Below are 22,337 nucleotides of genomic sequence, written 5' to 3'. Positions count from 1 at the left end.
CAGACCCGGGTTTTTTATTGTCTTGAGAAACGGCGCGCGACGATGTCACTGCGACTGCCGATACTTGTTCCAGATCGCCTTGTCGCCCATCGACTGGACAAGCTTTTCATGCGCGGCCAAGGCCTGGACATCCAGCCGCGGCGGCAAGGATCGCTCGCGCTGCATCGGCGCCATGGGCTGATCGTCCAACTGCATCGAGGCCTGCGTCTTCGACGCGGAGCCGAAACCGAGCGCTGTCTGACGGCCGCCGATCATCTCGATATAGACTTCCGCCAGAAGTTCGGAGTCGAGGAGCGCGCCGTGCTTATCACGACGGGAATTGTCGACACCGTAGCGGCGGCAAAGCGCGTCGAGAGAATTGGGGCCCATCGGATGCTTCCGTCGCGCCAGCGCCAGCGTATCCGTCACCCATTCCGGCGATACCGACTCGATCCCGAGGCGCGCAAATTCCGCATTGATGAAGCCCATGTCGAAGGTCGCGTTGTGCGCCACCCAGCGGGCGCCTTCGAAGAATGCGCGGATGTCGTCGACCACCTCTGCAAATTTCGGCTTGTCCTGAAGAAATTCATCGGTAATGCCATGCACCGCAAGAGCGTCCGGATGCACCTTACGATCTTCCGGATTGATGTAGATGTGGATGCTTCTTCCCGTCGGGAAGTGATTCATCAGTTCGATGCCACCAATTTCGATGATGCGGTCGAACTTGGATTCCAGACCTGTGGTTTCCGTATCGAAAATGATTTCGCGCATCGAAATGATACCCCTCTGATTTGAATGTGAAAGCGTCCAAGCACGGAGGTGTCTTCGGCTTTATCAGCTTTTTCGTTTTTGCAACGCGTCAACCACAGCGCGAACCTGGGTCCGTGCGTCTTCGATACCACGTCCGGTATCGATGAGGAAATCGGCTTTCTTGCGCTTCTCCCCGTCCGTCATCTGCCGTCCAAGGATCATCTGGAATTTCTCTTCCGTCATACCCGGGCGAGATAAAACCCGTTGCCGTTGGATCTCGGCCGCGCAACTGACGACCACGACCGCATCGACGCGGGCCTCAGCCTTCGTCTCGAAAAGCAGAGGAATATCGAGAAGCGCAAAGCTCTCGCCGTTGCGCCTTTGTGCTTCGACAAAAGCGTCTTGCTTTGCGCGCACCAGCGGATGGACGATGTTCTCCAGCGCCGGAAACTGAGCCGGATTCTCGCGCAGGATTTTACTAAGGCGATCGCGGTCAACAGCGCCGTCCTTGACCGCGTCCGGAAAAATATTTGCGATCGGACCGACCGCTTCGTTTTGATAAAGGTCGTGCACCACCGCATCGGAATCGCAGACCGGCACGCCCTCCTCTGCGAAGAGTTTTGCAGTGGTGGTCTTTCCCATTCCGATAGATCCAGTGAGACCTATGACGATCATGCCTGGTGCTCCATATCGGCGATAATCAATGAGCGGAGGTCTTCGGTCACGTCTGGCTTCCTGCCAAACCACTTGTCAAACCCCGGACGTGCCTGGTGAAGCAACATGCCCAGACCATCGACCGTTGCAAAACCCTGCTGTTCTGCCATCTTCAGGATTGGTGTCTTGAGCGGCACATAGACGATGTCCGTAACAACGGCGTTGGCGTCGAGAGGTGAAAAGTCGATGAAGGGCGCCTCTGTGCCATCCATGCCAAGCGACGTGGTGTTGACGAAAAGTCCGCAGCCAACTGAGACTTCAAAAAGCGCGTTCATGGAATGCGCGTGGACAGTTTGCCCAAATCGGTCGGCAAGTTCTTGCGCTCGTTCAACCGTGCGATTGACGACATGGATTTCGGCGATGCCTCGATTGCGAAGGGCCTGGATTACGGCGCGGCTCGCGCCGCCTGCCCCGAGAACCACGGCCTTGTCCGTGTTGTCCCAGCCCCCATGCCGATCATCGAGGTTGGACACAAAACCGAAGCCATCGGTGTTGGTCGCATGGATCAGTCCATCCTCCACCCAAATTGTGTTGGCAGCGCCCAACTCATCGGCCAGTTCATCCGGCCTGTCGGCCAATCGGTAGGCGGATTCCTTGTGAGGAATGGTGACGTTGCCCCCCACATAGGCCCTGTCCGACCGCTTCAACGATTTCATAAAGGACGGAAAATTCTGGGGCGATTGCTCTACCGCCTCATATAGCCCATCGATCTGAAATTGCTTGATCCAGAAACTATGGATCAGGGGTGAGCGCGAGTGCTTGACCGGGAAACCGGTCACGAACGCTTTTTTGGTTAATGTTTCACGTGAATCAGCCATCGATCAGTTTCAGCTCCCTCAATTGCGCCAGCAGCGGAAGAAGCGGCAGTCCCAACACCGTGAAGTAGTCGCCTTCTATGGAATTAAATAGCTGGATTCCCTCCCCCTCCAACTGGTAGGCGCCGACGCTGGAAAGCACCTGCGATCCTACCTTCTCCAAATAGCGCGACACGAAATCATCCGAGAGGTCTCGTACCGTCATCTTCGCGATGCTGATGGCAGACCACAAAATCTCACCATTCTTCGCAATCGCGATTCCGCAGTTTAGTCTGTGCGTCTTTCCCGAAAGCGAGAGAAGATTGGAATGCGCTTCGGCCATGTCTTTGGCCTTATGGTAGATCCTGGTACCAAGCGACATCGTCTGATCAGAGCCGATCACGAAAGCGTCCGGGTGTAAGCGGCTCACAGCGATCGCTTTGGCTTTTGCCAATTCCAGCGCGATGGTCTCAGGCGTCGCACCCTCTGCTTCCAGTCTAGCATCGATGGCGCGCTCATCGATCTCTGCAGGAATGCTGGAAAAAATTAGACCGGCATTGCGCATCAGCATCTGGCGCGAGGCGCTGGCCGAGGCAAGGATCAGTTCGGATGTCATGGCTGTCTCCGATGAATATCGAGAATCGGATTACAGCATCGGCTCGGAAATCGGAATCGATTTTCGGAAAAGCACGATGCGTTGATTCAAAACGTGAGACGGGTCCTCATAGCGTCCTAGTCGACGCACGGCGGACTATCGTGTCTTTTGGCGCAGAGCAAGGATCGCTGCCGCCGTCTCTTCAATCGAGCGCCGCGTCACATCGATGAGGGGCCAATTGTTGCGGGCACACAGCGCGCGCGCATATTTCAGCTCCTCCATGATCGTCGCCCGGTCGATATATTGTCCCCTGTCGAAACCACCGGTCGCGCCAAGCTCTCGGTTTTTACGGATCTGCGATATGCGATCGGACGTCGCCACCAGCCCGACGATCAAAGGCTTGGTGGCCTTATAGATGCTATCGGGCAAGGGCACGTTTGGAACGACTGGAATATTGGCGGTCTTGATGCCGCGGTTCGCCAGATAGATGCTCGTCGGTGTCTTGGACGTTCGGCTGATGCCGATAATGACGATATCCGCTTCGTCATAATGTTCCGGCATCTGACCATCATCATGGTCCATGGCGAAGTTCAAAGCCTCGATGCGCGCAAAATAATCGGCATTCAAGGCGTGCTGTGCCCCGACCCTCCGCCGCGAGGTCGCGCCGAGATAGGTCTGAAAGATGCCAATGATCGGCTCAAGCACATTGACGCACGGCACGCCAAGCGCGTGGCACTGGATTTCGAGAAACGAGGAAAGCTGCTGATCGACGATGGTGTAGAGCACGATTCCCGGCTGGCGATCGATCTCCTCGACGACGGCCTGCAACTGCTTTTGATTGCGGATCATCGGATAAACATGCTCGATCGGCATGGAGGCGTGAAACTGCGCCGAGACAGCCCGACCGGCCGACATCAGAGTCTCTCCGGTTGAGTCCGATATCAGGTGCAGATGGAAGAAGTTTTTTTTATTCTCCACGCTGTTTTCTTCTCCCTGTTGATAAAGCTGGACAGATCCGGGACGGCGTTGGCGGCGAGCCCGGCCTGGCGGAAAACTGCCGACTTATCCACACTTGCCGGTTTTGTGTAGCAAGCTGAAGGGCCTCTGTGAATTGCTGGGAGAAGGGAAAATTGCTCTTTCGTCATTCCGGCCTTATCCACAGGATCGACAAGACAATGGCGACATTCAAGCCCTTGAAACTATATCGATAAATCGACTTTTCCAGAATTAGTGCGAAAGAGCGTTCTTTCTGATCCACATCGGATGGGGTGATGGGCGAGCTGCGGCATATCAGCTTAAGAGTTTTTAATCCTTGCTACTCACCGACTCTAAGAAATAGAAAATCTTTTAAATCTCTTTGTTTTTATTTTTAGAAAGTTGGGCGAGATGATCGACCGCAGTGTCATGAGGGTTTTGAACGGCGAGACGTTGAACCCTCCTCCGATTTGGCTTATGAGACAGGCTGGTCGATACCTCCCGGAGTACAGAGAAACGCGCAAGGTCGCAGGAAGTTTCTTGGATCTCTGTTACAATCCGGATCTTGCAACCGAAGTCACGCTTCAGCCAATCCGTCGTTTTGGTCTGGATGCCGCGATCCTCTTTTCCGATATCCTGGTGATCCCGGATGCTTTGAAACGGAATGTCTTCTTCTCCGAAGGCAAGGGACCGCAGATGGACCCGATCAATGCTTCCGAGATTGATGCGCTTGATCCGTCGAATGTCATCGCTCACCTCGATCCTGTGTTCCAAACGGTGAGCAAGCTTCGCGCCGAATTGCCGCAACAGACGACACTGCTCGGTTTTTGTGGAGCGCCGTGGACGGTTGCGACCTACATGATTGCTGGCCACGGCACACCGGATCAGGCCCCTGCGCGCCTCTTCGGCTACCAGCATCCGCAGGCGATGGAAAAGCTCTTGTCGTTCCTGGCGGAGGTCTCTGCGGATTATCTCGTCGCGCAGCTGGATGCCGGCGCGAACGCCGTGCAGATTTTCGATTCCTGGGCTGGGGTACTGGGCGAGAAAGAGTTCGAAGAATACGCGGTGAAGCCCGTGGCTCGCATCATCCAGTCCGTGCGTGCACGCCGTCCCGATGCCCGCATCATCGCGTTTGCCAAGGGTGCCGGCATTTTGCTGAAGGATTACCGCCAGAAGACCGGCGCCGATGCGATCGGTCTTGACTGGAGCGTGCCGCTCTCCTTTGCCCGCGATTTGCAGAAGGAAGGCCCGGTCCAGGGTAATCTCGACCCTATGCTGATGGTTGCTGGCGGCAAACCCCTGGAAGACGGCATCGATGCGATCCTGCAGGCTCTCGGGAACGGCCCGTTGATTTTCAATCTCGGCCACGGCATCACGCCGCAGGCCGATCCTGAGAATGTCACGCGGCTGGTGGCGCATGTGCGCTCTCATGGAGTTGCAAGATGAGCGAAGAGAGGCAGACGTCAAACACAGCCGGCCGCAAGACCTATCTTCGTGCAGGCGTGGCGCTCGCCGTCTTCATCGGCTTCATCGCGCTGGTCCTGCATGTCGATCCTGCGGATGCCTATCTCTGGATCAAGGCGTTGCACATCATCGCGGTCATTTCCTGGATGGCGGGTCTGCTCTATCTGCCGCGGCTGTTCATCTACCACACGGATGCGCCCGTCGGCTCCGTACAGTCGGAAACCTTCAAGGTCATGGAGCAGCGGCTCATACGCTTGATCATGAACCCGGCAATGATGATCACCTGGGTGCTTGGGCTTTACCTTGCCTGGTCCGTTTACGGTTTCAGTGGCGGCTGGCTGCATGCCAAGATCGCGTTGGTTATTGCGCTGACTGTGACCCATGTCTATTTCAGCCGCAGCGCAAAAGCCTTCGGTCGCGACGAGAACAGGCGCCCTGCCCGTCACTGGCGGTTGATGAACGAGGTGCCCACGGTATTGATGATCGTAATAGTCATACTTGTGGTTGTGAAACCGTTCGGATAACTTATGATCACGATAAATTTCCCGGAATTGGTGCTTTGCTCTTGCGGCGGCGGGCATGAAACGCTATTTTCAGCCCACTCATCTCTCGGCATGTGAATTATTCAGATGGCTGCGGTTGCACCTCAGAAGCTGATTCGCGAACACGCCACTCCCCCACATATTTTTAAAGACGGTCTTTCTCTTCATGGCTGAAATGAAGCTACAGGAACTCAAAAGCAAATCTCCGACCGATTTGCTGACGTTTGCCGAATCCCTGGAAGTTGAAAATGCGAGCACCATGCGTAAGCAGGAGCTCATGTTCGCTATTCTCAAGATGCTGGCAAGCCAGGATGTCGAGATCATCGGGGAAGGCGTTGTCGAAGTTCTTCAGGATGGCTTCGGTTTCCTGCGCTCTGCAAACGCAAACTACCTGCCAGGCCCGGATGATATCTACATCTCGCCCTCTCAGATCCGCCGGTTTTCGCTGAAGACTGGCGACACGGTTGAAGGGCCCATTCGTGGACCGAAGGAAGGCGAGCGCTATTTCGCTCTACTTAAGGTCAACACGATCAATTTCGACGATCCTGAAAAGATCCGCCATAAGGTTCACTTCGATAACCTGACGCCGCTCTATCCGAATGAGCGCTTCAAGATGGAACTCGATGTCCCAACATCGAAGGACCTCTCCGCGCGCGTCATCGATCTTGTCGCTCCGCTCGGCAAGGGCCAGCGCGGATTGATCGTTGCGCCGCCGAGAACCGGTAAGACGGTCCTTCTGCAGAATATCGCCCATTCGATCACGGCCAACCATCCGGAATGCTATCTCATCGTTCTTCTGATCGATGAGCGTCCGGAAGAAGTGACCGACATGCAGCGCTCGGTGAAGGGCGAAGTCGTATCCTCGACCTTCGACGAGCCGGCAGTTCGCCACGTTCAGGTGGCCGAAATGGTCATCGAAAAGGCCAAGCGCCTTGTCGAGCATGGTCGTGACGTCGTCATTCTGCTCGACTCGATTACGCGCCTTGGCCGCGCGTACAACACGGTCGTCCCCTCTTCCGGTAAGGTTTTGACCGGTGGTGTCGACGCCAACGCTCTTCAGCGCCCCAAGCGCTTCTTTGGTGCCGCCCGTAACATCGAAGAAGGCGGTTCGCTGACGATCATCGCAACGGCTCTGATCGATACCGGCAGCCGCATGGATGAAGTCATCTTCGAGGAGTTCAAGGGCACGGGTAACTCGGAAATTGTGCTGGACCGCAAGGTCGCCGATAAGCGCATCTTCCCTGCCATGGATATCCTCAAGTCTGGTACGCGTAAGGAAGACTTGCTGGTTCCGCGTCAGGATCTCCAGAAGATTTTCGTGCTGCGACGCATCCTGGCACCGATGGGAACCACCGATGCCATCGAGTTCCTCATCGACAAGCTCAAGCAGACGAAGACCAATGGCGACTTCTTCGAGTCGATGAATACATAATCCGTTTAGCCGGATTCCGACTTGACGCGTTTTGCAAGGCAATCCGCTCATACGCTTCAGGTTCTTGCGTTATCGGAAAACCGCTGCACAGTTTTGTGCGGACCATGCTTTCGACCTTCGGCTGCGCTCCTTAAACAGAGCGCGGCCATTTTCATTAGAGCGGGTTCGATCACCTCGATTGCCGCCTCGCTTCAGCCCTTCGTTTGTAGCGTGCGTCCTTAAAACCGCTAAACAGGTCGCATGACGAGCTTTGGAAAAGTTTCATGCCGCAGTCCAGCGATACGATCTATGCCCTCTCCAGTGGCTCTCTACCGGCCGGCGTCGCCGTTATCCGGATCAGCGGACCCAACGCGATTGAGGCGCTTCGAAGTCTCATAGGCGATCACGTTCCAGCACCCCGTAACGCAGCTCTCAAAACGATTCGTGACCGAAACAGCGACATCATTGATCAGGCCCTCGTGCTCCAATTTCCAGCGCCGAACTCTTTCACGGGCGAAGATTGCGTCGAACTCCAGGTCCATGGAAGTCGAGCGGTGGTGTCGGCGATCTTCAATCTCCTTGACCAACGGCAGGGTGTGCGTCAGGCAGAAGCAGGAGAATTTTCCCGCCGGGCATTCGACAATGGCAAGATGGATCTCGTGGAAGTTGAAGGCCTTGCGGACCTTTTGCAGGCTGAGACAGAAATGCAGCGGCGCTTGGCCGTGGAGCAGAGCAGCGGTCATCTCTCCGGCCTCTATGACGGCTGGGCGTCGCAGCTCACCCGCTGCCGGGCATTGATCGAAGCGGAACTCGATTTCGCCGATGAGGACGATGTGCCGGATTCGGTAGCCGTTCAGGTGTGGGCTAAGGTTGGGGAGCTCGAGAAAGACCTCGCAAGCCACTTGGCGCATGGATCAGGCTCTGAAATCATCCGAGATGGTTTTAAAGTTGCCTTGGTGGGTGCGCCGAATGTCGGCAAGTCCAGTCTGATGAATGCGCTGAGCGGGCGTGATGTGGCGATTGTCACCGATGTCGCGGGTACCACACGAGACGTTCTCAGCGTCGATCTCGATATCAATGGGTATCTGGTGACGCTCTTTGACACGGCAGGGCTGCGTGATGCGACGGATGTGGTCGAGAGGGAAGGTATTCGACGAGCACAGATGACGGCGCAGTCCGCTGATTTGGTTGTTCACCTCCGCGATATCGATTCGTCCCCGCAACAATTGGATATTCAGAATAATTTCGAGGCGATTTCGCTTATCACCAAGGCCGACCTTCTTCCGCAATCGGCCAACATAGAAGACGGTATTCTCATCTCTGCGAAGACGGGCTACGGGCTGGAGTTGCTAAAGGCAGCCATCTGCGACCGGATCAAGCAGCGAGTTGGAGCCGCTACCACCCTCATGCCCGCACGCTCGCGACACAAAAAACGACTTGAAGAGACGCTGGAGTATGTTAGGGAAGCGCTGAAATCAGAAGGTATGGAATTGGCGATCCGTTCCGAATATCTTCGTCTTGCCGCTACGTCGCTAGGACGGATCACCGGTAGGGTTGACGTTGAAGATTTGCTCGGCGTCATATTTTCCGAATTTTGCATCGGTAAATGATTCACGTGAAACAATGGGTGTGACACACCCGGTTCAAGGCTGGAGGTTCGATGGTTTATGATGTCGTCGTCATCGGTGGTGGCCATGCAGGCAGCGAGGCAGCTGCGTCAGCTGCGCGTTACGGCGCACGCACCGCGCTCCTTACCCATAAGCGTGAGACGATCGGCGTCATGTCCTGTAATCCTGCAATCGGCGGATTGGGCAAAGGCCATCTCGTGCGAGAGATCGACGCGCTTGATGGTTTGATGGGCCGCGTGGCCGACGCTGGCAGCATCCAGTTCCGCATGCTGAACCGCAAGAAAGGGCCTGCTGTCCGCGGGCCAAGAACGCAAGCCGATCGCCGTCTTTACCGCGAGGCGATGCAGAGAGAGATTTCCAGCATCGTAAACCTCGACATTATCGAGGGAGACGCTTTCGATATCAATATCACAAATGGTGAGATCACAGCGGTTGTTATGGCAGACGGTCGTCATGTCGCTTGCCGTGCCGTCGTCCTTACAACCGGTACATTCCTCCGCGGTCTCATTCATATCGGTGCCGAAAAGATTCCAGCGGGCCGTGTTGGTGAAAACCCCTCGATTGGACTTTCTGAAACCCTCCTACGCGCGGGTCTTACGCTCGGACGGCTGAAGACGGGCACCCCTGCCCGGCTCGACGGTCGAACTATTGATTGGGCTGGTTTGGACAAGCAAGGTCCGGACGAAGATCCGGTCCCCTTTTCGTTCATGACGGATCGCATCATCAATCCTCAGATTGATTGTGGCGTAACGCGCACGACGCCTGAGAGCCATAAGATCATTCAGGATAATATTCACCTCTCAGCCATGTACTCTGGTCAGATTGAGGGCGTGGGTCCCCGTTATTGTCCGTCCATTGAAGATAAGATCATTCGCTTCGGAGAGCGCGATGGACATCAAATCTTCTTGGAGCCGGAAGGTCTTGACGATCACACCGTCTACCCGAATGGCATATCCACCTCGCTGCCAGCGCACGTGCAGCAGGCTTTCATTCATTCTATTCCGGGGCTTGAGACCGTAAATATTCTCCAGCCGGGCTACGCAATCGAATATGATTATGTCGACCCAAGAGAACTCAAGCCCTCTCTCGAGTGCCGGAAGATCCCTGGCCTCTTTCTAGCCGGTCAGATCAATGGAACGACAGGCTATGAGGAAGCTGGCGCTCAGGGGCTCGTTGCCGGTCTCAACGCGGCGCGGCTTGCTGGTGAGGTCGATGCGCATATTTTTAGTCGGACCGATTCCTATATCGGGGTCATGATCGATGACCTGACGTCCAAGGGCGTGACCGAGCCCTACCGCATGTTTACGTCGCGCGCTGAGTATCGACTCTCTCTGCGTGTCGATAATGCCGATCTGAGATTGACGCCTCTCGGTCTGAAGACGGGGATTGTAGGATCGGAGCGTGGGAAAAAGTTCTCGGAGTATCTCGATGCGCTCGATCAGGGCAGGTCGTTGCTTAAGGAGTTGGCTATCACCCCGACTCAAGCTGCTAAGCAGGGCCTCAAGCTCAATCAGGATGGCCAGCGCCGCAGTGCTTACGAGTTGCTTGCCTATCCCGACATGTCGCTTGAGGCGTTGAAACCAATCTGGCCAGTTCTGGGAGAACTTGCTCCGCGCGTTGCCGAAGTTCTGGAAATTGAGGCAAGTTACGCAGTCTATATGCAGCGCCAAAGCGCCGATATTATCGACATCAAGCGCGACGAAGACCGACAAATACCAGAAGATTTCGATTTCGGCAGCTTGTCCGGCCTTTCCAACGAACTGAAGCAGAAGCTGCTTGCAGCGAAGCCGATCAACATCGCCCAGGCCGGGCGAGTCGATGGAATGACGCCTGCGGCGATCTCACTGATCCTTGCTTTGGTGAAAAAAGGGACTTATACGCGAACAGAGAAAACCCGCATACATCCCTGACGAGTCCCATTATGACGTTAAACGGCCAAAGTGTTTCACGTGAAACACAGGAGCGGCTCGAACATTTCGTTGAGCTTTTCAAGAAATGGAACGCAACGACGAATCTCGTTGCTCCTTCAACGTTGAAAGACCTCTGGTCTCGGCACGTCGCTGACAGTGCCCAGATCTTCCAACTGGCGCCCAAGCCTCAAACCTGGGTCGATCTTGGCAGCGGCGGTGGATTTCCAGGTGTGATCACGGCTATTTTCCTTGCGGAGCTCCAGGATGGCTGGGTCCATCTCGTTGAAAGCAATCACAAGAAGGCTGCCTTCCTGCGTGTGGCTTTGTCGGAAACCGGGGCTCGCGGGACAGTTCACCCCCTTCGGATTGAATCAGCACCGGATGCTATTGGTTCATGTGATGCGGTGTCGGCACGCGCTCTGGCAGACTTGGACCTTCTCCTATCCTATATCCATCCGTGGGCTCAGAAAAACGATCTTCTCAAAGCCTATCTCAATAAAGGCCGGGATTATGAGGCGGAGGTGACGAAAGCCCGTGGTCGATGGTCGTTTGATCTGCTAAAACATCGAAGTGCAGTCGATGAAGACTCGGTCGTTCTCGAGATTCACAACTTGTCGACAAAGCGCTGATTTTTGAAAGCCAGGTGCTTCACCATGTCTGATAAGAACCGGATCATTACGATAGCAAACCAGAAGGGTGGTGTGGGTAAGACCACGACCGCGATCAACCTAGCAACCGCCCTGGCCGCCATTGGCGAGCGTGTTCTGGTGGTGGATCTCGATCCGCAGGGTAATGCCAGCACTGGCCTTGGTATTGACCGCAGAGAGAGAAAGCTATCGTCCTACGACCTGTTGGTCGGCGCAAACAGCGTCGCTGAAGTGGCGGTGCCGACAGCCGTTCCAAACCTCGATATTATTCCGTCGACAATGGATCTTCTTGGCTTCGAAATGGAAGTCGCGAATGCGGCGAACCGCGTTTTCCTGCTTCGTAATGCGTTGCGTAGCCCGGAAGCGATGGCTTATTCCTACATTCTGCTGGACTGCCCACCCTCTTTCAATCTGCTGACCATGAACGCCATGGCGACCGCCCATTCGGTGCTCGTGCCGCTGCAATGCGAGTTTTTTGCACTCGAAGGCCTTAGCCAGCTGCTCGACACGGTCAACCAGATTCGCGGTACCGTGAATCCTGGTCTCGATATCCAAGGTATCGTGCTGACGATGTTCGATGCGCGCAACAATCTTGCGCAGCAGGTCGTCAACGACGTTCGCACCCATCTGGGTGACAAGGTTTACCATACGCTCATTCCGCGAAATGTTCGTGTGTCGGAAGCGCCATCCTATGGTAAGCCAGCCATCCTGTATGATTTGAAGTGCGCCGGCAGCCAGGCCTATTTGCAGCTCGCCTCAGAGGTTATTCAGAGAGAACGGCTGCGCAGGGCTGCCTGAGGCGCTGCTGAACTGCAAGATTGATATGGAGTATAGTATGAGTGATGATCTCTCCAAGCGCCGCCTTGGTCGCGGTCTTGCAGCCTTGATCGGCGAGATGGATCAGCCCTTGCCTGTGGGCGAGCCTCAGCGTGCAATCAGTGCCGACCGAACGGTGCCGATCGAGTTTATCGCTCGCAGCCCACGCAATCCGCGTCGTCATTTTGATGAAAGCGAACTACAGGATCTCGCAGCCTCCATTCGGCAGCACGGGATCGTGCAGCCTGTCGTGGTGCGCACCGTCGAGCAGAACCGCTTTGAAATCATTGCCGGCGAACGTCGCTGGCGCGCAGCGCAGCTCGCTGGCTTTACCGAAGTTCCGGTTATCGTCCGCGACGTCGATGATCGTACGGCGCTTGAACTCGCGATTGTCGAGAACGTACAGCGTTCCGATCTTAATCCACTCGAAGAAGCGCTGGGCTACGAGCAGCTGATTGCCGAGCATGGCTATACGCAAAACGATCTTGGCGAGATTATCGGCAAAAGCCGTAGCCATGTGGCCAACAGCCTGCGCCTGTTAAAGCTGCCTGATCCCGTGCGCGACATGCTGTCGGAAGGCTCTCTTTCGGCGGGTCACGCAAGGGCTCTCGTCTCCACGTCTGATCCGACCACGCTGGCAAAGACGATCGTGTCAAAAGGCCTTTCGGTGCGCGATGCCGAGCGCATTGCGCAGAATGATATCCGATCCCAGCTCGATCCTGTACATGCGCGCAAGCCGGAGAAAGATTCTGACACGGTCGCGCTGGAGCGGACGCTGTCGGATGCCCTTGGCCTCGACGTGGCGATCAGCCACAAGGGCAATGGCGGACAGGTGCGGATCAACTACAAGACGCTTGAGCAGCTTGAAGCCGTTTGCCGTCTTCTGGAGCAGCGCGGATAACAACGTCGCGCGACTCTCTAAGCTATTGATATTTATTATTTTTCCATAGGTCGCCTTTATTGGGCGACTTGCTTATACGCCAATGAGGGATCGGCTGAGTGTGTCAGCACACCAGATCCTACCTCCAGGCCAGCGATCAGCGTCAATGCCAATCGTCCCCGCTCCCATTGAGCCGATGCGAGGTGGCTTAAATGCCCTGGCAGAAGACACCGCCTCCCAAGCAATATGCGTCGGACTCCTCTTTCGCGTTTCAAAGGAGGGAATCCAGTGGGCCAGATGCTGCTGAGAAGGAGTGACGCTTCAATCTGGAATAGGCGCTCAGCGCTACATATTGAGATTGCACAGTCGCATCAATCAACGATTGCTAAGCCGCAGCTGCCGTTACGGCGGTATCTGACGAGAGGCGGCTCTTTCGAAAACAACGTCTCAGAAATCGATCGCGCGGCCATTGATCTCGTAATCGCCAAAGCGGACCGGTTCGGCGCCGCCGCGGCCACCGGTCTCAGGTGGAAGCTTGAGCTGCTCTGCGTTGCGGCGCCGTTCTTCCGCTTCCTTCAATGCGCGTTGGGCTGCAGGCGAGAGGACTTTGCTGTTCGTGTTCGCATTATCGTTATCGGCGTTCTGCATGGGCTGCACCCTCGTCACGGCATATTGAAAAGCAATTCCTCATAACCAGATTATAGAAAACTGTCCGCTTTGATAAGTCTTTGCGGGTCTTTTCATCGCTTTTGACGGAGATGCTGGATGAATCTGATGCGTACGGCCATGCTATTGGCCTTCATGACGGCCCTGTTCATGGGCGTCGGATTTTTGATCGGCGGCAAGGGCGGCATGATGATCGCCCTGGTGATTGCGGCGGGTATGAACCTGTTCTCCTACTGGAACTCCGACAAGATGGTGCTCTCCGCCTATCGCGCTCAGGAAGTGGATGAGCGCAACGCGCCGGAACTTTTTCACATGATCCGGGATCTGTCCCAAAATGCCGGACTTCCAATGCCGAGGGTCTATGTCTATGACAACCCCCAGCCGAATGCATTTGCGACGGGTCGCAACCCGGAGAATGCAGCGGTGGCAGCGTCCACCGGACTTATGGAAATGCTGACGCCGCAGGAAGTCGCAGGCGTCATGGCACATGAGCTGGCGCATATCCAGAACCGCGACACCTTGACGATGACGATCACCGCAACGCTTGCCGGCGCCATTTCCATGCTGGGCAACTTTGCCTTCTTCTTCGGCGGCAATCGGGAGAACAACCATCCGCTCGGCTTCATCGGCGTTCTGCTTGCGATGATTGTTGCGCCTCTCGCCGCCATGCTGGTGCAAATGGCCATCAGCCGCACGCGAGAATACTCTGCCGACCGTCGTGGCGCGGAGATTTGCGGCAACCCGCTGTGGCTTGCCTCCGCCCTGCAGAAGATCGCCGGGGCTGCTCAGCACATCCATAACAATGATGCGGAGCGCAATCCGGCGACGGCGCACATGTTCATCATCAACCCCTTGTCTGGGGAGCGGATGGACAACTTGTTTTCCACGCACCCCAATACGGAAAACCGTATCGCGGCGCTTCATGAGATGTCGCAAGGCTTCGGCCAACCATCGACGTATCAGCTAACAAGTGCTAAGGCCGTGCGCAAATCACGCTCTGTCCCGACGACTGGTCCCGGGCGTGGCACTGACACGTCTCACAAAGGTCCCTGGTCTTGACATCACCCAACGCCCCTGCCCGGCCAAAATTAAAAAAGACAAAGCCAGCGTCTTCGGATGCTGGCGGGCCAGACGGGGACTGGAAACCGGGCCTTTCCGCCCGCATGGCGGCGGCCAAGATCATCTCCGCCGTTATCGACAAGAAGACGTCTCTCGATGGAATGATGGATGCCGAGCACGGGAACCCGGCCTATCGTTCTCTCAATCTTGCCGATCGGGCGCTGGTGCGGGCCATCGTCAACAGTGCGCTCCGCCACCTGCCAAGGATTGAGACCGCCATCTCGATGATGTTGGACGGACCGCTGCCACAAGGCGCGCGATCCCTGCATCATGTTCTGGTCGTTGCGGTCGCGCAGATGCTCTATCTTGACGTCCCTGATCACTCCGCCGTCGATCTGGCCGTGGAACAGGCGCACCGCGATCCGCGCAACAAGCGCTTCGTCAAGCTGGTGAATGCTGTCTTGCGCCGGCTCGGCCGCGAGAAGGATGCGGTTATGGCGGCTATCGACGCCGTGCCGGTTCTTCCAGACTGGTTCTACAACAGGCTGGTGAAATCCTATGGTGAGGAGGCAGCGTCACGCATTGCCGCTTCGCAGCTTCTTCCCTCTTCGATCGATGTGACGGTGAAGTCTGATCCGGACCATTGGGCCAAGGAACTGAATGGAACCGTGCTGCCCAATGGCAGTGTACGTCTGGGTTCTTTCGAAGGACAGGTTTCAGCGCTTCCCGGTTTTGCCGAAGGGGAATGGTGGGTGCAGGACTTTTCGGCCAGCATGCCCGTGCGCCTTATGGGAGATTTGAAGGGTAAGCGCGTTGCCGATCTCTGCGCGGCACCCGGCGGCAAGACCGCCCAGCTTGTCTTGGCTGGCGCCAAGGTGACGGCACTCGATCAATCCGGCAACCGCCTGAAGCGGCTGCGATCAAACCTCGAGCGACTTGGATTCGAAGCCGAAACGATCGAAGCCAACATGCTCAAGTATCAGCCGGGGGAGCTGTTTGATACCGTCCTTCTCGATGCGCCCTGTTCCTCCACCGGCACCATGCGCAAGCATCCCGATGTCAGCTGGACGAAGGACGAGAAGGACATCGCCAAACTGGCCACTCTCCAGGAGCAGATGCTCCGTCAGGCGCTGACCCTCGTCAAAGACGGCGGGATGATCGTCTTCTCCAACTGCTCCCTCGATCCCTCAGAAGGCGAGGAGATGGTGGCGCGTGTCCTGGCATCCGACAGCAACCTCGAACGTGTTCCCGTCGACGCGAAAGATCTGCCGGGTATGGAAATTGCCATCAACGCCAGCGGCGATCTGCGCACCACGCCGGACATGTTCGGTGGTGTCGATGGCTTCTACGCGACGGTTCTGCGTAAAGGTTCGCCCGCCTGAGGCATTAACGCCTGTCGCGCAAAAGTGCTTAGCGGTCTTTGCGGTAACGACAGTCGAGAGAAGAAGGCCTATAGCCCAACGAGCGAATGGGAAAGATCGCGACGGGCTTTCGAAGCGTCTCATCAGCCCCCTCTGATGTTTTTTCAGCCTCCTGATGAAGGAATGGGCGCGCGATCTGCGCTTCGGGCTCCATTCGTTTACAAAATATGAAGTTTTTTGTGAAACTTTATCGCTCTTCTTCAATAACGCTTTATATGCGTCGTCCCTAAAGCTAACTCCGCGAGGCAGGATTACAGACGTTTGGCGAGCTCCCTGAACAATCGCGTCAGCCTTGCGGGTTATTTCTTCCGCACGGTCAAGCGCCACGTCATGATTGCGGTCGCACCCTTGCGACTACACTTGTGGCGGCTCTCCAGCAGAGCACCAAGCGCGCTTGTGGCAGCGCCAACGGATCTGCGCGCAGTCGATCCTTATGTCGCGCAGGAGCTTGTGCAGGGGCGGCTGTTCCTGGCGGGAAAGATCTTGGAAACCGGGGGCGTTTCCCCCTTTTTGCTGGACCCACCCTCCTCTGCATTTGAAGAGCGGCTGCATGCATTCGGCTGGCTGCGCCATGTCCGCGCCAGCAGATCGGAAGAGGCTGGAAACCGCGCCCGCCTGCATGTTGCCGAATGGATGAGCCTGCATGGGCGAACGATCCGTGGCACAGCATGGTCACCTGAACTTTCAGCACAGAGATTGACCTCCTGGCTATCCCACTCGCCAGTGATCCTGCAGAAGGCGGATGCCAATTTCTACCGGCGTTTTCTAAGATGTATCGGCCTGCATGTCGGCTATCTGGGTCTCATTGCCAAATATGTGCCGGACGGTGAAGTTCGTCTGAAAGTCCGCATCGCGCTTGCCATGGCGTCCATCTCCATGCCGAACAGCGCGTCAAAGATCGCCCGGCAGGGAAGAAAGCTCGACCAGGAGATGGAGCGGCAAATCCTGCCCGATGGCGGGCATGTCTCGCGCAATCCGCGCGTCATGCTGGAGCTGTTGCTGGATCTCCTGCCGCTTCGCCAAAGCTACATCAATCTCGGTCATGACGTGCCGGCGGGGCTTGTGCCTGCCATCGACCGCATGTTCCCTGCGATCCGCTTCTTCCGTCACCAGGATGGCGATCTGGCCTTGTTCAATGGCACCACGGCAACGCTTGCCAACGAGCTTGCATCCGTCCTGCGCTATGATGAGACGTCCGGACGTCCGTCGCGCTCGCTTCCCGATATTTCCTATCACCGGCTTTCGGTCGGCGATACGATCGTCATCGTCGATACGGGCAAGCCTGCCTCCATCGAATTGTCGCGCAGCGCCCATTGTGGCTGCCTGTCCTTTGAGCTCTCTTCGGGCCGTTACCGATTCATCGTCAATTCCGGCTTCCCGCAATATGCATCAGCCGCCTTCAAGCGGGTGAGCCGCACTACTGCCGCCCATTCCACGGTCACCATTGCCGATCGCTCATCGGCCCGGATTTCGCACTCCCGTTTCCTCGGCCCCGTCATCGTCTCTGGCATCAGCGAGACGGAGGTGGACCGCCGGATTGATGAGAAGCGCGCGGATATCCTGACCGCGTCTCATGATGGTTATGGAAGCCTCGGTTACGTGCACCAGCGCGAGTTGGAGTTGAACGAAGCGGGAACCAAGATCAGGGGACGAGACTGGATCAGGATAGATGAGAAGCGTCAACCAGAGCCAGCCGAGGCCGTTTGCCGTTTTCATGTTCATCCCTTGATCGAGCTGTCGCAGGAAGACGAGGAAACGGTGCTGATGCAGGCACCGGATGGCACCGCCTGGGCCTTTTCAGCGCCCGCGCGCCAGGTCACGATCGCCGAGGACGTGTTCATGGCAGATGTATCCGGCATCCGGCCGTCGCTGCAGATCGAAGTCGCGTTTGAGCTTCCGGCAACCACGGAAATCCGCTGGCTTCTCGAACAGAGAAGCTGATCGCTCTTTGAAGGTTGTGCTGCCGATAAAGCGGCACGCTCTGTTTATTAATCTGCCAAGCTGTGCTAACGCGGCGGCAACCGCCGGGGTGCGCTTTCTCCGGCTCATCCTCCACCGTTTACGGAGTTGCCACGATGGCCGTCGTTTCCAAGAAAATCCCCGCACCCGACAAAGTTCGTATCCGCACCGCGCTTCTGTCTGTCTCCGACAAGACCGACATTATCGAGCTCGCGGGCGCGCTGGTGAAGCTCGGGGTGAAGCTTCTGTCGACCGGCGGCACATCGAAGGCGATTGCCGACGCGGGACTTCCGGTGACAGACGTCTCCGACATCACCAAGTTTCCGGAGATCATGGATGGCCGGGTAAAAACCCTGCACCCCAATGTCCATGGCGGGCTTCTTGGCATTCGTGACGATGCCGAACACCAAGAGGCGATGCGTGCTCACGGCATCGAAGCCATCGATCTCTCGGTCATCAATCTTTACCCGTTCGAAGAGGTTCGCGCCAAGGGCGGTGACTATCCGACGACGGTTGAGAACATCGATATTGGCGGTCCGGCGATGATCCGCGCTTCAGCCAAGAACCATGCCTACGTGACCGTGGTCACCGATCCGACCGACTATCCGGAACTGCTGGAAGCCTTGCAGGCCGATGACGGACAGACATCCTACGCTCTGCGCCAGCGCTTTGCCGCCAAGGCCTATGCACGTACCGCCGCTTACGATGCCGTTATCTCCAATTGGTTCGCAGAAGCTCTCGCAATCGAGACGCCGCATTACCGCGCCATCGGCGGCACGCTGAAGGAAAAGATGCGTTATGGCGAAAACCCGCATCAGAGCGCCGGCTTCTATCTGACAGGCGAGAAGCGCCCCGGCGTTGCGACGGCAACGCTGCTGCAGGGCAAGCAGCTTTCCTACAACAACATTAACGACACCGATGCGGCCTATGAACTGGTCGCCGAGTTCCTGCCTGAGAATGCGCCAGCCGTTGCCATCGTCAAGCATGCCAACCCATGCGGCGTCGCAACGGGTTCCACATTGCTGGAGGCTTACAAGCGCGCCCTTGCCTGCGATCCCGTCTCTGCCTTTGGCGGCGTCATCGCCCTGAACCAGACGCTGGACGCGGAAACGGCAGAAGAGATCATCCAGCTTTTCACCGAAGTCATCATCGCGCCGGACGTAACGGAAGAGGCAAAGGCGATCGTTGCGCGCAAGCCCAATCTCCGTCTTCTCTCCGCCGGTGGTCTGCCTGACCCACGCGCGGCTGGCATCACTGCCAAGACGGTGTCGGGTGGCCTTCTGGTCCAGAGCCGTGACAACGGCATGGTGGAAGACCTCGATCTGAAAGTCGTGACCAAGCGTGCACCGACGGCGCAGGAACTGGAAGACATGAAGTTTGCCTTCAAGATCGCCAAGCACGTCAAGTCGAATGCCGTGATCTATGCCAAGGACGGACAGACAGCCGGTATCGGCGCCGGTCAGATGAGCCGTGTGGACTCGGCACGCATCGCCGCGCAGAAGGCGGAAGATGCTGCCAAGGCCATGGGCCTCGTCGAGCCGTTGACGAAGGGTTCGGCGGTTGCCTCGGAAGCCTTCTATCCCTTTGCGGACGGCCTTCTGGCCGCGATTGCCGCTGGTGCAACGGCTGTCATCCAGCCCGGTGGCTCCATGCGCGACCAGGAAGTGATCGACGCAGCCGATGCCCATAATGTGACGATGGTCTTCACCGGCATGCGCCACTTCCGCCACTAACGTGGGATCTTAGCAAAGCAGAAGGCCCGGAGAGCGATTCCCGGGCCTATTTTTATGTCCGATGTTTCATGTGAAACGTCAGGTCACGGCACCGACCTGCCATGGCACGAATTCGTTGTCGCCGTAGTCGTAGATTTCACTGACGGTCTGCTCGCCGGAGGCGACGGCAATGATGTGATCGAAGATGCGCTGTCCCGCCTCCTCGATGGTTTCCTTGCCGGTGACGATGTCGCCGCAGTTGATATCCATGTCCTCCTTCATGTGTTCGTACATTTCGGAGTTGGTGGCGATCTTGATGCAGGGTGATGGCTTGAAGCCGGACACCGAGCCGCGTCCGGTGGTAAAACAGATGACGTTGCAGCCGCCTGCCACCTGGCCCGTGACCGCGACCGGGTCATAGCCGGGTGTGTCCATGAAGACGAAGCCGGGTTCGGTTACTGTTTCAGCAAACTCGTAGACAGCTTTCAGCGGCATGGATCCGCCCTTGGCGACGGCGCCGAGTGATTTCTCCAGAATGGTCGTCAGGCCACCCAGCTTGTTGCCGTGAGACGGGTTGTTGTTCAGCTCGTCGCCATTTCGGGCGGTGTAGTCGCGCCACCAGTCGATGCGCTGCAGCAGCTTCTCTGCTACGGCCGGCGTGACGGCACGGCGGGTCAGGAGGTGTTCTGCACCATAGATTTCCGGTGTTTCAGCCAGAACCGTGGTGCCGCCATTGCGAACGATGAGGTCCGAAGCGTAGCCAAGTGCCGGATTCGCCGAAATCCCCGAATAGCCATCCGAACCACCGCATTCGAGCGCCAGCTTCAGCTTCGAAAGGGGCTGTTCGGTACGCTTTGCCGCGTTGACGATGGGCAGCATCTCCCTGATGTTGGCGATTGCCGCTTCGATTGTCTTGCGCGTGCCGCCATGCTGCTGGATAGTCATGGTCCGCAGCCGGTCGCCCTCTTCCATCTTGTAGTGTTCGAGGATCGGCGCGATCTGGTTCGTCTCACAGCCAAGGCCGATCAGCAGGATGCCACCAAAATTCGGATGTCGGGCATAGCCCTGGATTGTGCGGATCAGCAGGCGGTAGCCTTCGGACTTGGTGTTGAGCGCGCAGCCCGTACCATGGGTCAGCGCCACGACGCCATCGACATTGTCGAAACCGGCAAGGCCGCCTTCCTTGTTGAAATAGTCGGCTATGTAACGCGACACGGTCGCCGAACAGTTCACCGAGGCAATGACGCCGATGTAGTTGCGCGTGCCGGCACCGCCCGTGCCACGATCGTACCCCATGAAGGTCCGGCGTTCGGCTTCCGGCAGCATGCCCTTTTCTTCGATGTCGACGCTGAACTGGTGGGCGTGCTCGGATGGTACCATGTCAAGGTTGTGCAGGTGGACGTGGCGCCCGGCCTCGATGTCCTGCGTGGCGACTCCAATCACCTGACCATATTTGATCACTTCTTCGCCGGACTTGATCGGCTTCAGGGCCACCTTGTGACCGCGCCCGATCAGATCGAGTGCCCTCAGGTCTCCACGCCCGATATCGGTGTCTTTCGGAATGGGCCGACGGGCAACTGCAACATTGTCTTTGGTGTTCAGCAGAATGGTAGCTTCGGTATTCTCAGTCACTCTTTTCCTCCTCCCGACAGATTGTCTGCCGAGGCATGTCTTGAATTACGTATCGATCCAGCGCCGTCGTGAGCTTTCCAAGTGAATGCGCATGGCAGCCTGTGCCAGCAGCGGATCGCGGCTTTCCAGTGCAGCCAGAATGGCCTCGTGTTCCTGCAGCGCAAAGGTCCACGTGCCGCGGTCCTCGAACCTCACCCGCAACTGGGTCGAGATCGGGCTGTGCCTATCATCGAAAAGATCTCCGACCAAGCGCGCGAGGACCGTGTTTCCTGATTGTTCGGCGATGGTCGCGTGAAACTTTCTGTCCTGATCGAGAGGTTTGCGACCTGCTTCGATCTCCTTCCTCATTTCATCGAGCGTTCCTCGCAGCGTCACGAGAGCGGCTTCGTCGATGCGGCTCGCCGCCAGAACGATGGTCGCACCCTCCAGTGTCGAGCGCGCCTGCATGAGTTCAGAAGGGCTATCGCCAAGAGACCGAGTGCTTGCCTGTCGGGCCGCTGTCTCCGTAGACACATAAACGCCGGAGCCCATGCGGATTTCGACGCTTCCGTCGATTTCGAGCGCAATCAGCGCTTCACGCAGAGACGGGCGGGAGACACCGAGCTTCTGGGCCAGATCCCGCTCGGAAGGCAGTCGTGTTCCAGGCTGAAACTCTCCACCGTCGATCAGGTCGCGGATCTGATCGGCAACCTGCTGGTAAAGTCGTCTCGGCTCCAGGATTTTGGCCTGACCATTCATCTGCGGTCCACGGGTGTTCTAAGAAAGGTTGAGATTTGGCCTTAC

The 22,337-nt window shown here is 57.0% G+C and carries 20 protein-coding genes; 12 read left to right on the top strand and 8 right to left on the bottom strand.

Annotated elements, in window-relative coordinates:
- Window positions 1-45: 45 nt before the first annotated feature.
- From dnaQ to ACTJK5_RS20340, 5 genes are all read right to left on the bottom strand, one after another.
- The gene (gene dnaQ / locus ACTJK5_RS20360; protein WP_440613110.1) at window positions 46-750 is read right to left on the bottom strand and encodes a DNA polymerase III subunit epsilon; all 705 of its coding nucleotides are present in this window, start codon (window positions 748-750) and stop codon (window positions 46-48) included.
- Window positions 751-813: 63 nt separating this feature from the next.
- On the bottom strand, window positions 814-1,404 hold the full coding sequence (gene coaE / locus ACTJK5_RS20355) for a dephospho-CoA kinase (RefSeq protein WP_440613109.1): 591 nt from the start codon (window positions 1,402-1,404) through the stop codon (window positions 814-816).
- Window positions 1,401-2,261, bottom strand: coding sequence for a shikimate dehydrogenase (locus ACTJK5_RS20350; RefSeq protein WP_440613108.1), 861 nt, complete (start codon window positions 2,259-2,261; stop codon window positions 1,401-1,403). The genes coaE and ACTJK5_RS20350 overlap by 4 nt, the downstream gene beginning before the upstream one ends.
- On the bottom strand, window positions 2,254-2,853 hold the full coding sequence (locus tag ACTJK5_RS20345; RefSeq protein ID WP_440613107.1) for a Maf-like protein: 600 nt from the start codon (window positions 2,851-2,853) through the stop codon (window positions 2,254-2,256). Before ACTJK5_RS20345 ends, ACTJK5_RS20350 begins: the two co-directional genes overlap by 8 nt.
- 135 nt (window positions 2,854-2,988) lie before the next feature.
- Window positions 2,989-3,810, bottom strand: coding sequence for a pyruvate, water dikinase regulatory protein (locus ACTJK5_RS20340; RefSeq protein WP_440613106.1), 822 nt, complete (start codon window positions 3,808-3,810; stop codon window positions 2,989-2,991).
- Between the two features lie 408 nt (window positions 3,811-4,218).
- Between ACTJK5_RS20340 and hemE the strand changes: the two genes are divergently transcribed.
- From hemE to ACTJK5_RS20300, 8 genes are all read left to right on the top strand, one after another.
- Window positions 4,219-5,253 (top strand): uroporphyrinogen decarboxylase, encoded by a 1,035-nt coding sequence (hemE, locus tag ACTJK5_RS20335; protein WP_440613105.1) that lies wholly within the window; start codon window positions 4,219-4,221, stop codon window positions 5,251-5,253.
- Window positions 5,250-5,795 carry a protoporphyrinogen oxidase HemJ gene (gene hemJ, locus ACTJK5_RS20330; protein WP_440613104.1) on the top strand — a complete coding sequence of 182 codons (546 nt, stop codon included), beginning with the start codon at window positions 5,250-5,252 and terminating at the stop codon, window positions 5,793-5,795. Before hemE ends, hemJ begins: the two co-directional genes overlap by 4 nt.
- A gap of 184 nt (window positions 5,796-5,979) precedes the next feature.
- A complete protein-coding gene (gene rho / locus ACTJK5_RS20325) occupies window positions 5,980-7,245 on the top strand; it encodes a transcription termination factor Rho (protein ID WP_111848702.1) in 1,266 nt (421 codons plus the stop codon).
- Between the two features lie 263 nt (window positions 7,246-7,508).
- Entirely contained in the window at window positions 7,509-8,834 is a 1,326-nt protein-coding gene (gene mnmE / locus ACTJK5_RS20320; RefSeq protein ID WP_440613103.1) for a tRNA uridine-5-carboxymethylaminomethyl(34) synthesis GTPase MnmE, read from the top strand.
- A gap of 50 nt (window positions 8,835-8,884) precedes the next feature.
- The gene (gene mnmG / locus ACTJK5_RS20315) at window positions 8,885-10,762 is read left to right on the top strand and encodes a tRNA uridine-5-carboxymethylaminomethyl(34) synthesis enzyme MnmG (RefSeq protein WP_440613102.1); all 1,878 of its coding nucleotides are present in this window, start codon (window positions 8,885-8,887) and stop codon (window positions 10,760-10,762) included.
- 11 nt (window positions 10,763-10,773) lie between these two features.
- On the top strand, window positions 10,774-11,391 hold the full coding sequence (gene rsmG, locus ACTJK5_RS20310; protein ID WP_113259643.1) for a 16S rRNA (guanine(527)-N(7))-methyltransferase RsmG: 618 nt from the start codon (window positions 10,774-10,776) through the stop codon (window positions 11,389-11,391).
- 24 nt (window positions 11,392-11,415) lie between these two features.
- Complete coding sequence (locus ACTJK5_RS20305) at window positions 11,416-12,207, top strand: ParA family protein (RefSeq protein ID WP_062424699.1); 792 nt, start codon at window positions 11,416-11,418, stop codon at window positions 12,205-12,207.
- 37 nt (window positions 12,208-12,244) lie between these two features.
- On the top strand, window positions 12,245-13,126 hold the full coding sequence (locus tag ACTJK5_RS20300) for a ParB/RepB/Spo0J family partition protein (RefSeq protein WP_062424700.1): 882 nt from the start codon (window positions 12,245-12,247) through the stop codon (window positions 13,124-13,126).
- A 426-nt stretch (window positions 13,127-13,552) separates the two neighbouring features.
- Here the strand turns inward: ACTJK5_RS20300 and ACTJK5_RS20295 are convergent, their stop codons facing one another.
- Entirely contained in the window at window positions 13,553-13,753 is a 201-nt protein-coding gene (locus ACTJK5_RS20295) for a DUF1674 domain-containing protein (RefSeq protein WP_112519321.1), read from the bottom strand.
- 117 nt (window positions 13,754-13,870) lie between these two features.
- Here ACTJK5_RS20295 and htpX point away from each other — a divergent pair, with 117 nt between their 5' ends.
- The 4 genes from htpX (at window position 13,871) to purH (ending at window position 19,943) form a co-directional block, all read left to right on the top strand.
- Entirely contained in the window at window positions 13,871-14,830 is a 960-nt protein-coding gene (gene htpX, locus ACTJK5_RS20290) for a zinc metalloprotease HtpX (RefSeq protein ID WP_440613101.1), read from the top strand.
- Entirely contained in the window at window positions 14,827-16,212 is a 1,386-nt protein-coding gene (locus ACTJK5_RS20285; RefSeq protein ID WP_162741777.1) for an RsmB/NOP family class I SAM-dependent RNA methyltransferase, read from the top strand. The genes htpX and ACTJK5_RS20285 overlap by 4 nt, the downstream gene beginning before the upstream one ends.
- A gap of 300 nt (window positions 16,213-16,512) precedes the next feature.
- Complete coding sequence (locus tag ACTJK5_RS20280) at window positions 16,513-18,192, top strand: heparinase II/III family protein (protein WP_376782038.1); 1,680 nt, start codon at window positions 16,513-16,515, stop codon at window positions 18,190-18,192.
- Window positions 18,193-18,326: 134 nt separating this feature from the next.
- Window positions 18,327-19,943: a bifunctional phosphoribosylaminoimidazolecarboxamide formyltransferase/IMP cyclohydrolase gene (purH, locus tag ACTJK5_RS20275; protein ID WP_440613100.1), complete on the top strand. Its 1,617-nt coding sequence runs from the start codon at window positions 18,327-18,329 to the stop codon at window positions 19,941-19,943.
- A gap of 78 nt (window positions 19,944-20,021) precedes the next feature.
- On the opposite strand, the gene ACTJK5_RS20270 is transcribed toward purH, so the two are convergent.
- Both ACTJK5_RS20270 and ACTJK5_RS20265 read right to left on the bottom strand, forming a co-directional pair.
- The gene (locus ACTJK5_RS20270) at window positions 20,022-21,554 is read right to left on the bottom strand and encodes a UxaA family hydrolase (protein ID WP_440613099.1); all 1,533 of its coding nucleotides are present in this window, start codon (window positions 21,552-21,554) and stop codon (window positions 20,022-20,024) included.
- 45 nt (window positions 21,555-21,599) lie between these two features.
- Window positions 21,600-22,292 (bottom strand): FadR/GntR family transcriptional regulator, encoded by a 693-nt coding sequence (locus ACTJK5_RS20265; RefSeq protein ID WP_062444564.1) that lies wholly within the window; start codon window positions 22,290-22,292, stop codon window positions 21,600-21,602.
- Window positions 22,293-22,337: the final 45 nt, after the last annotated feature.

Source organism: Agrobacterium sp. 22094, assembly GCF_052046015.1.
GTDB classification, from domain to species: Bacteria; Pseudomonadota; Alphaproteobacteria; order Rhizobiales; family Rhizobiaceae; genus Agrobacterium; species Agrobacterium cavarae.
This window is presented reverse-complemented; position numbering and strand designations above follow the sequence as displayed.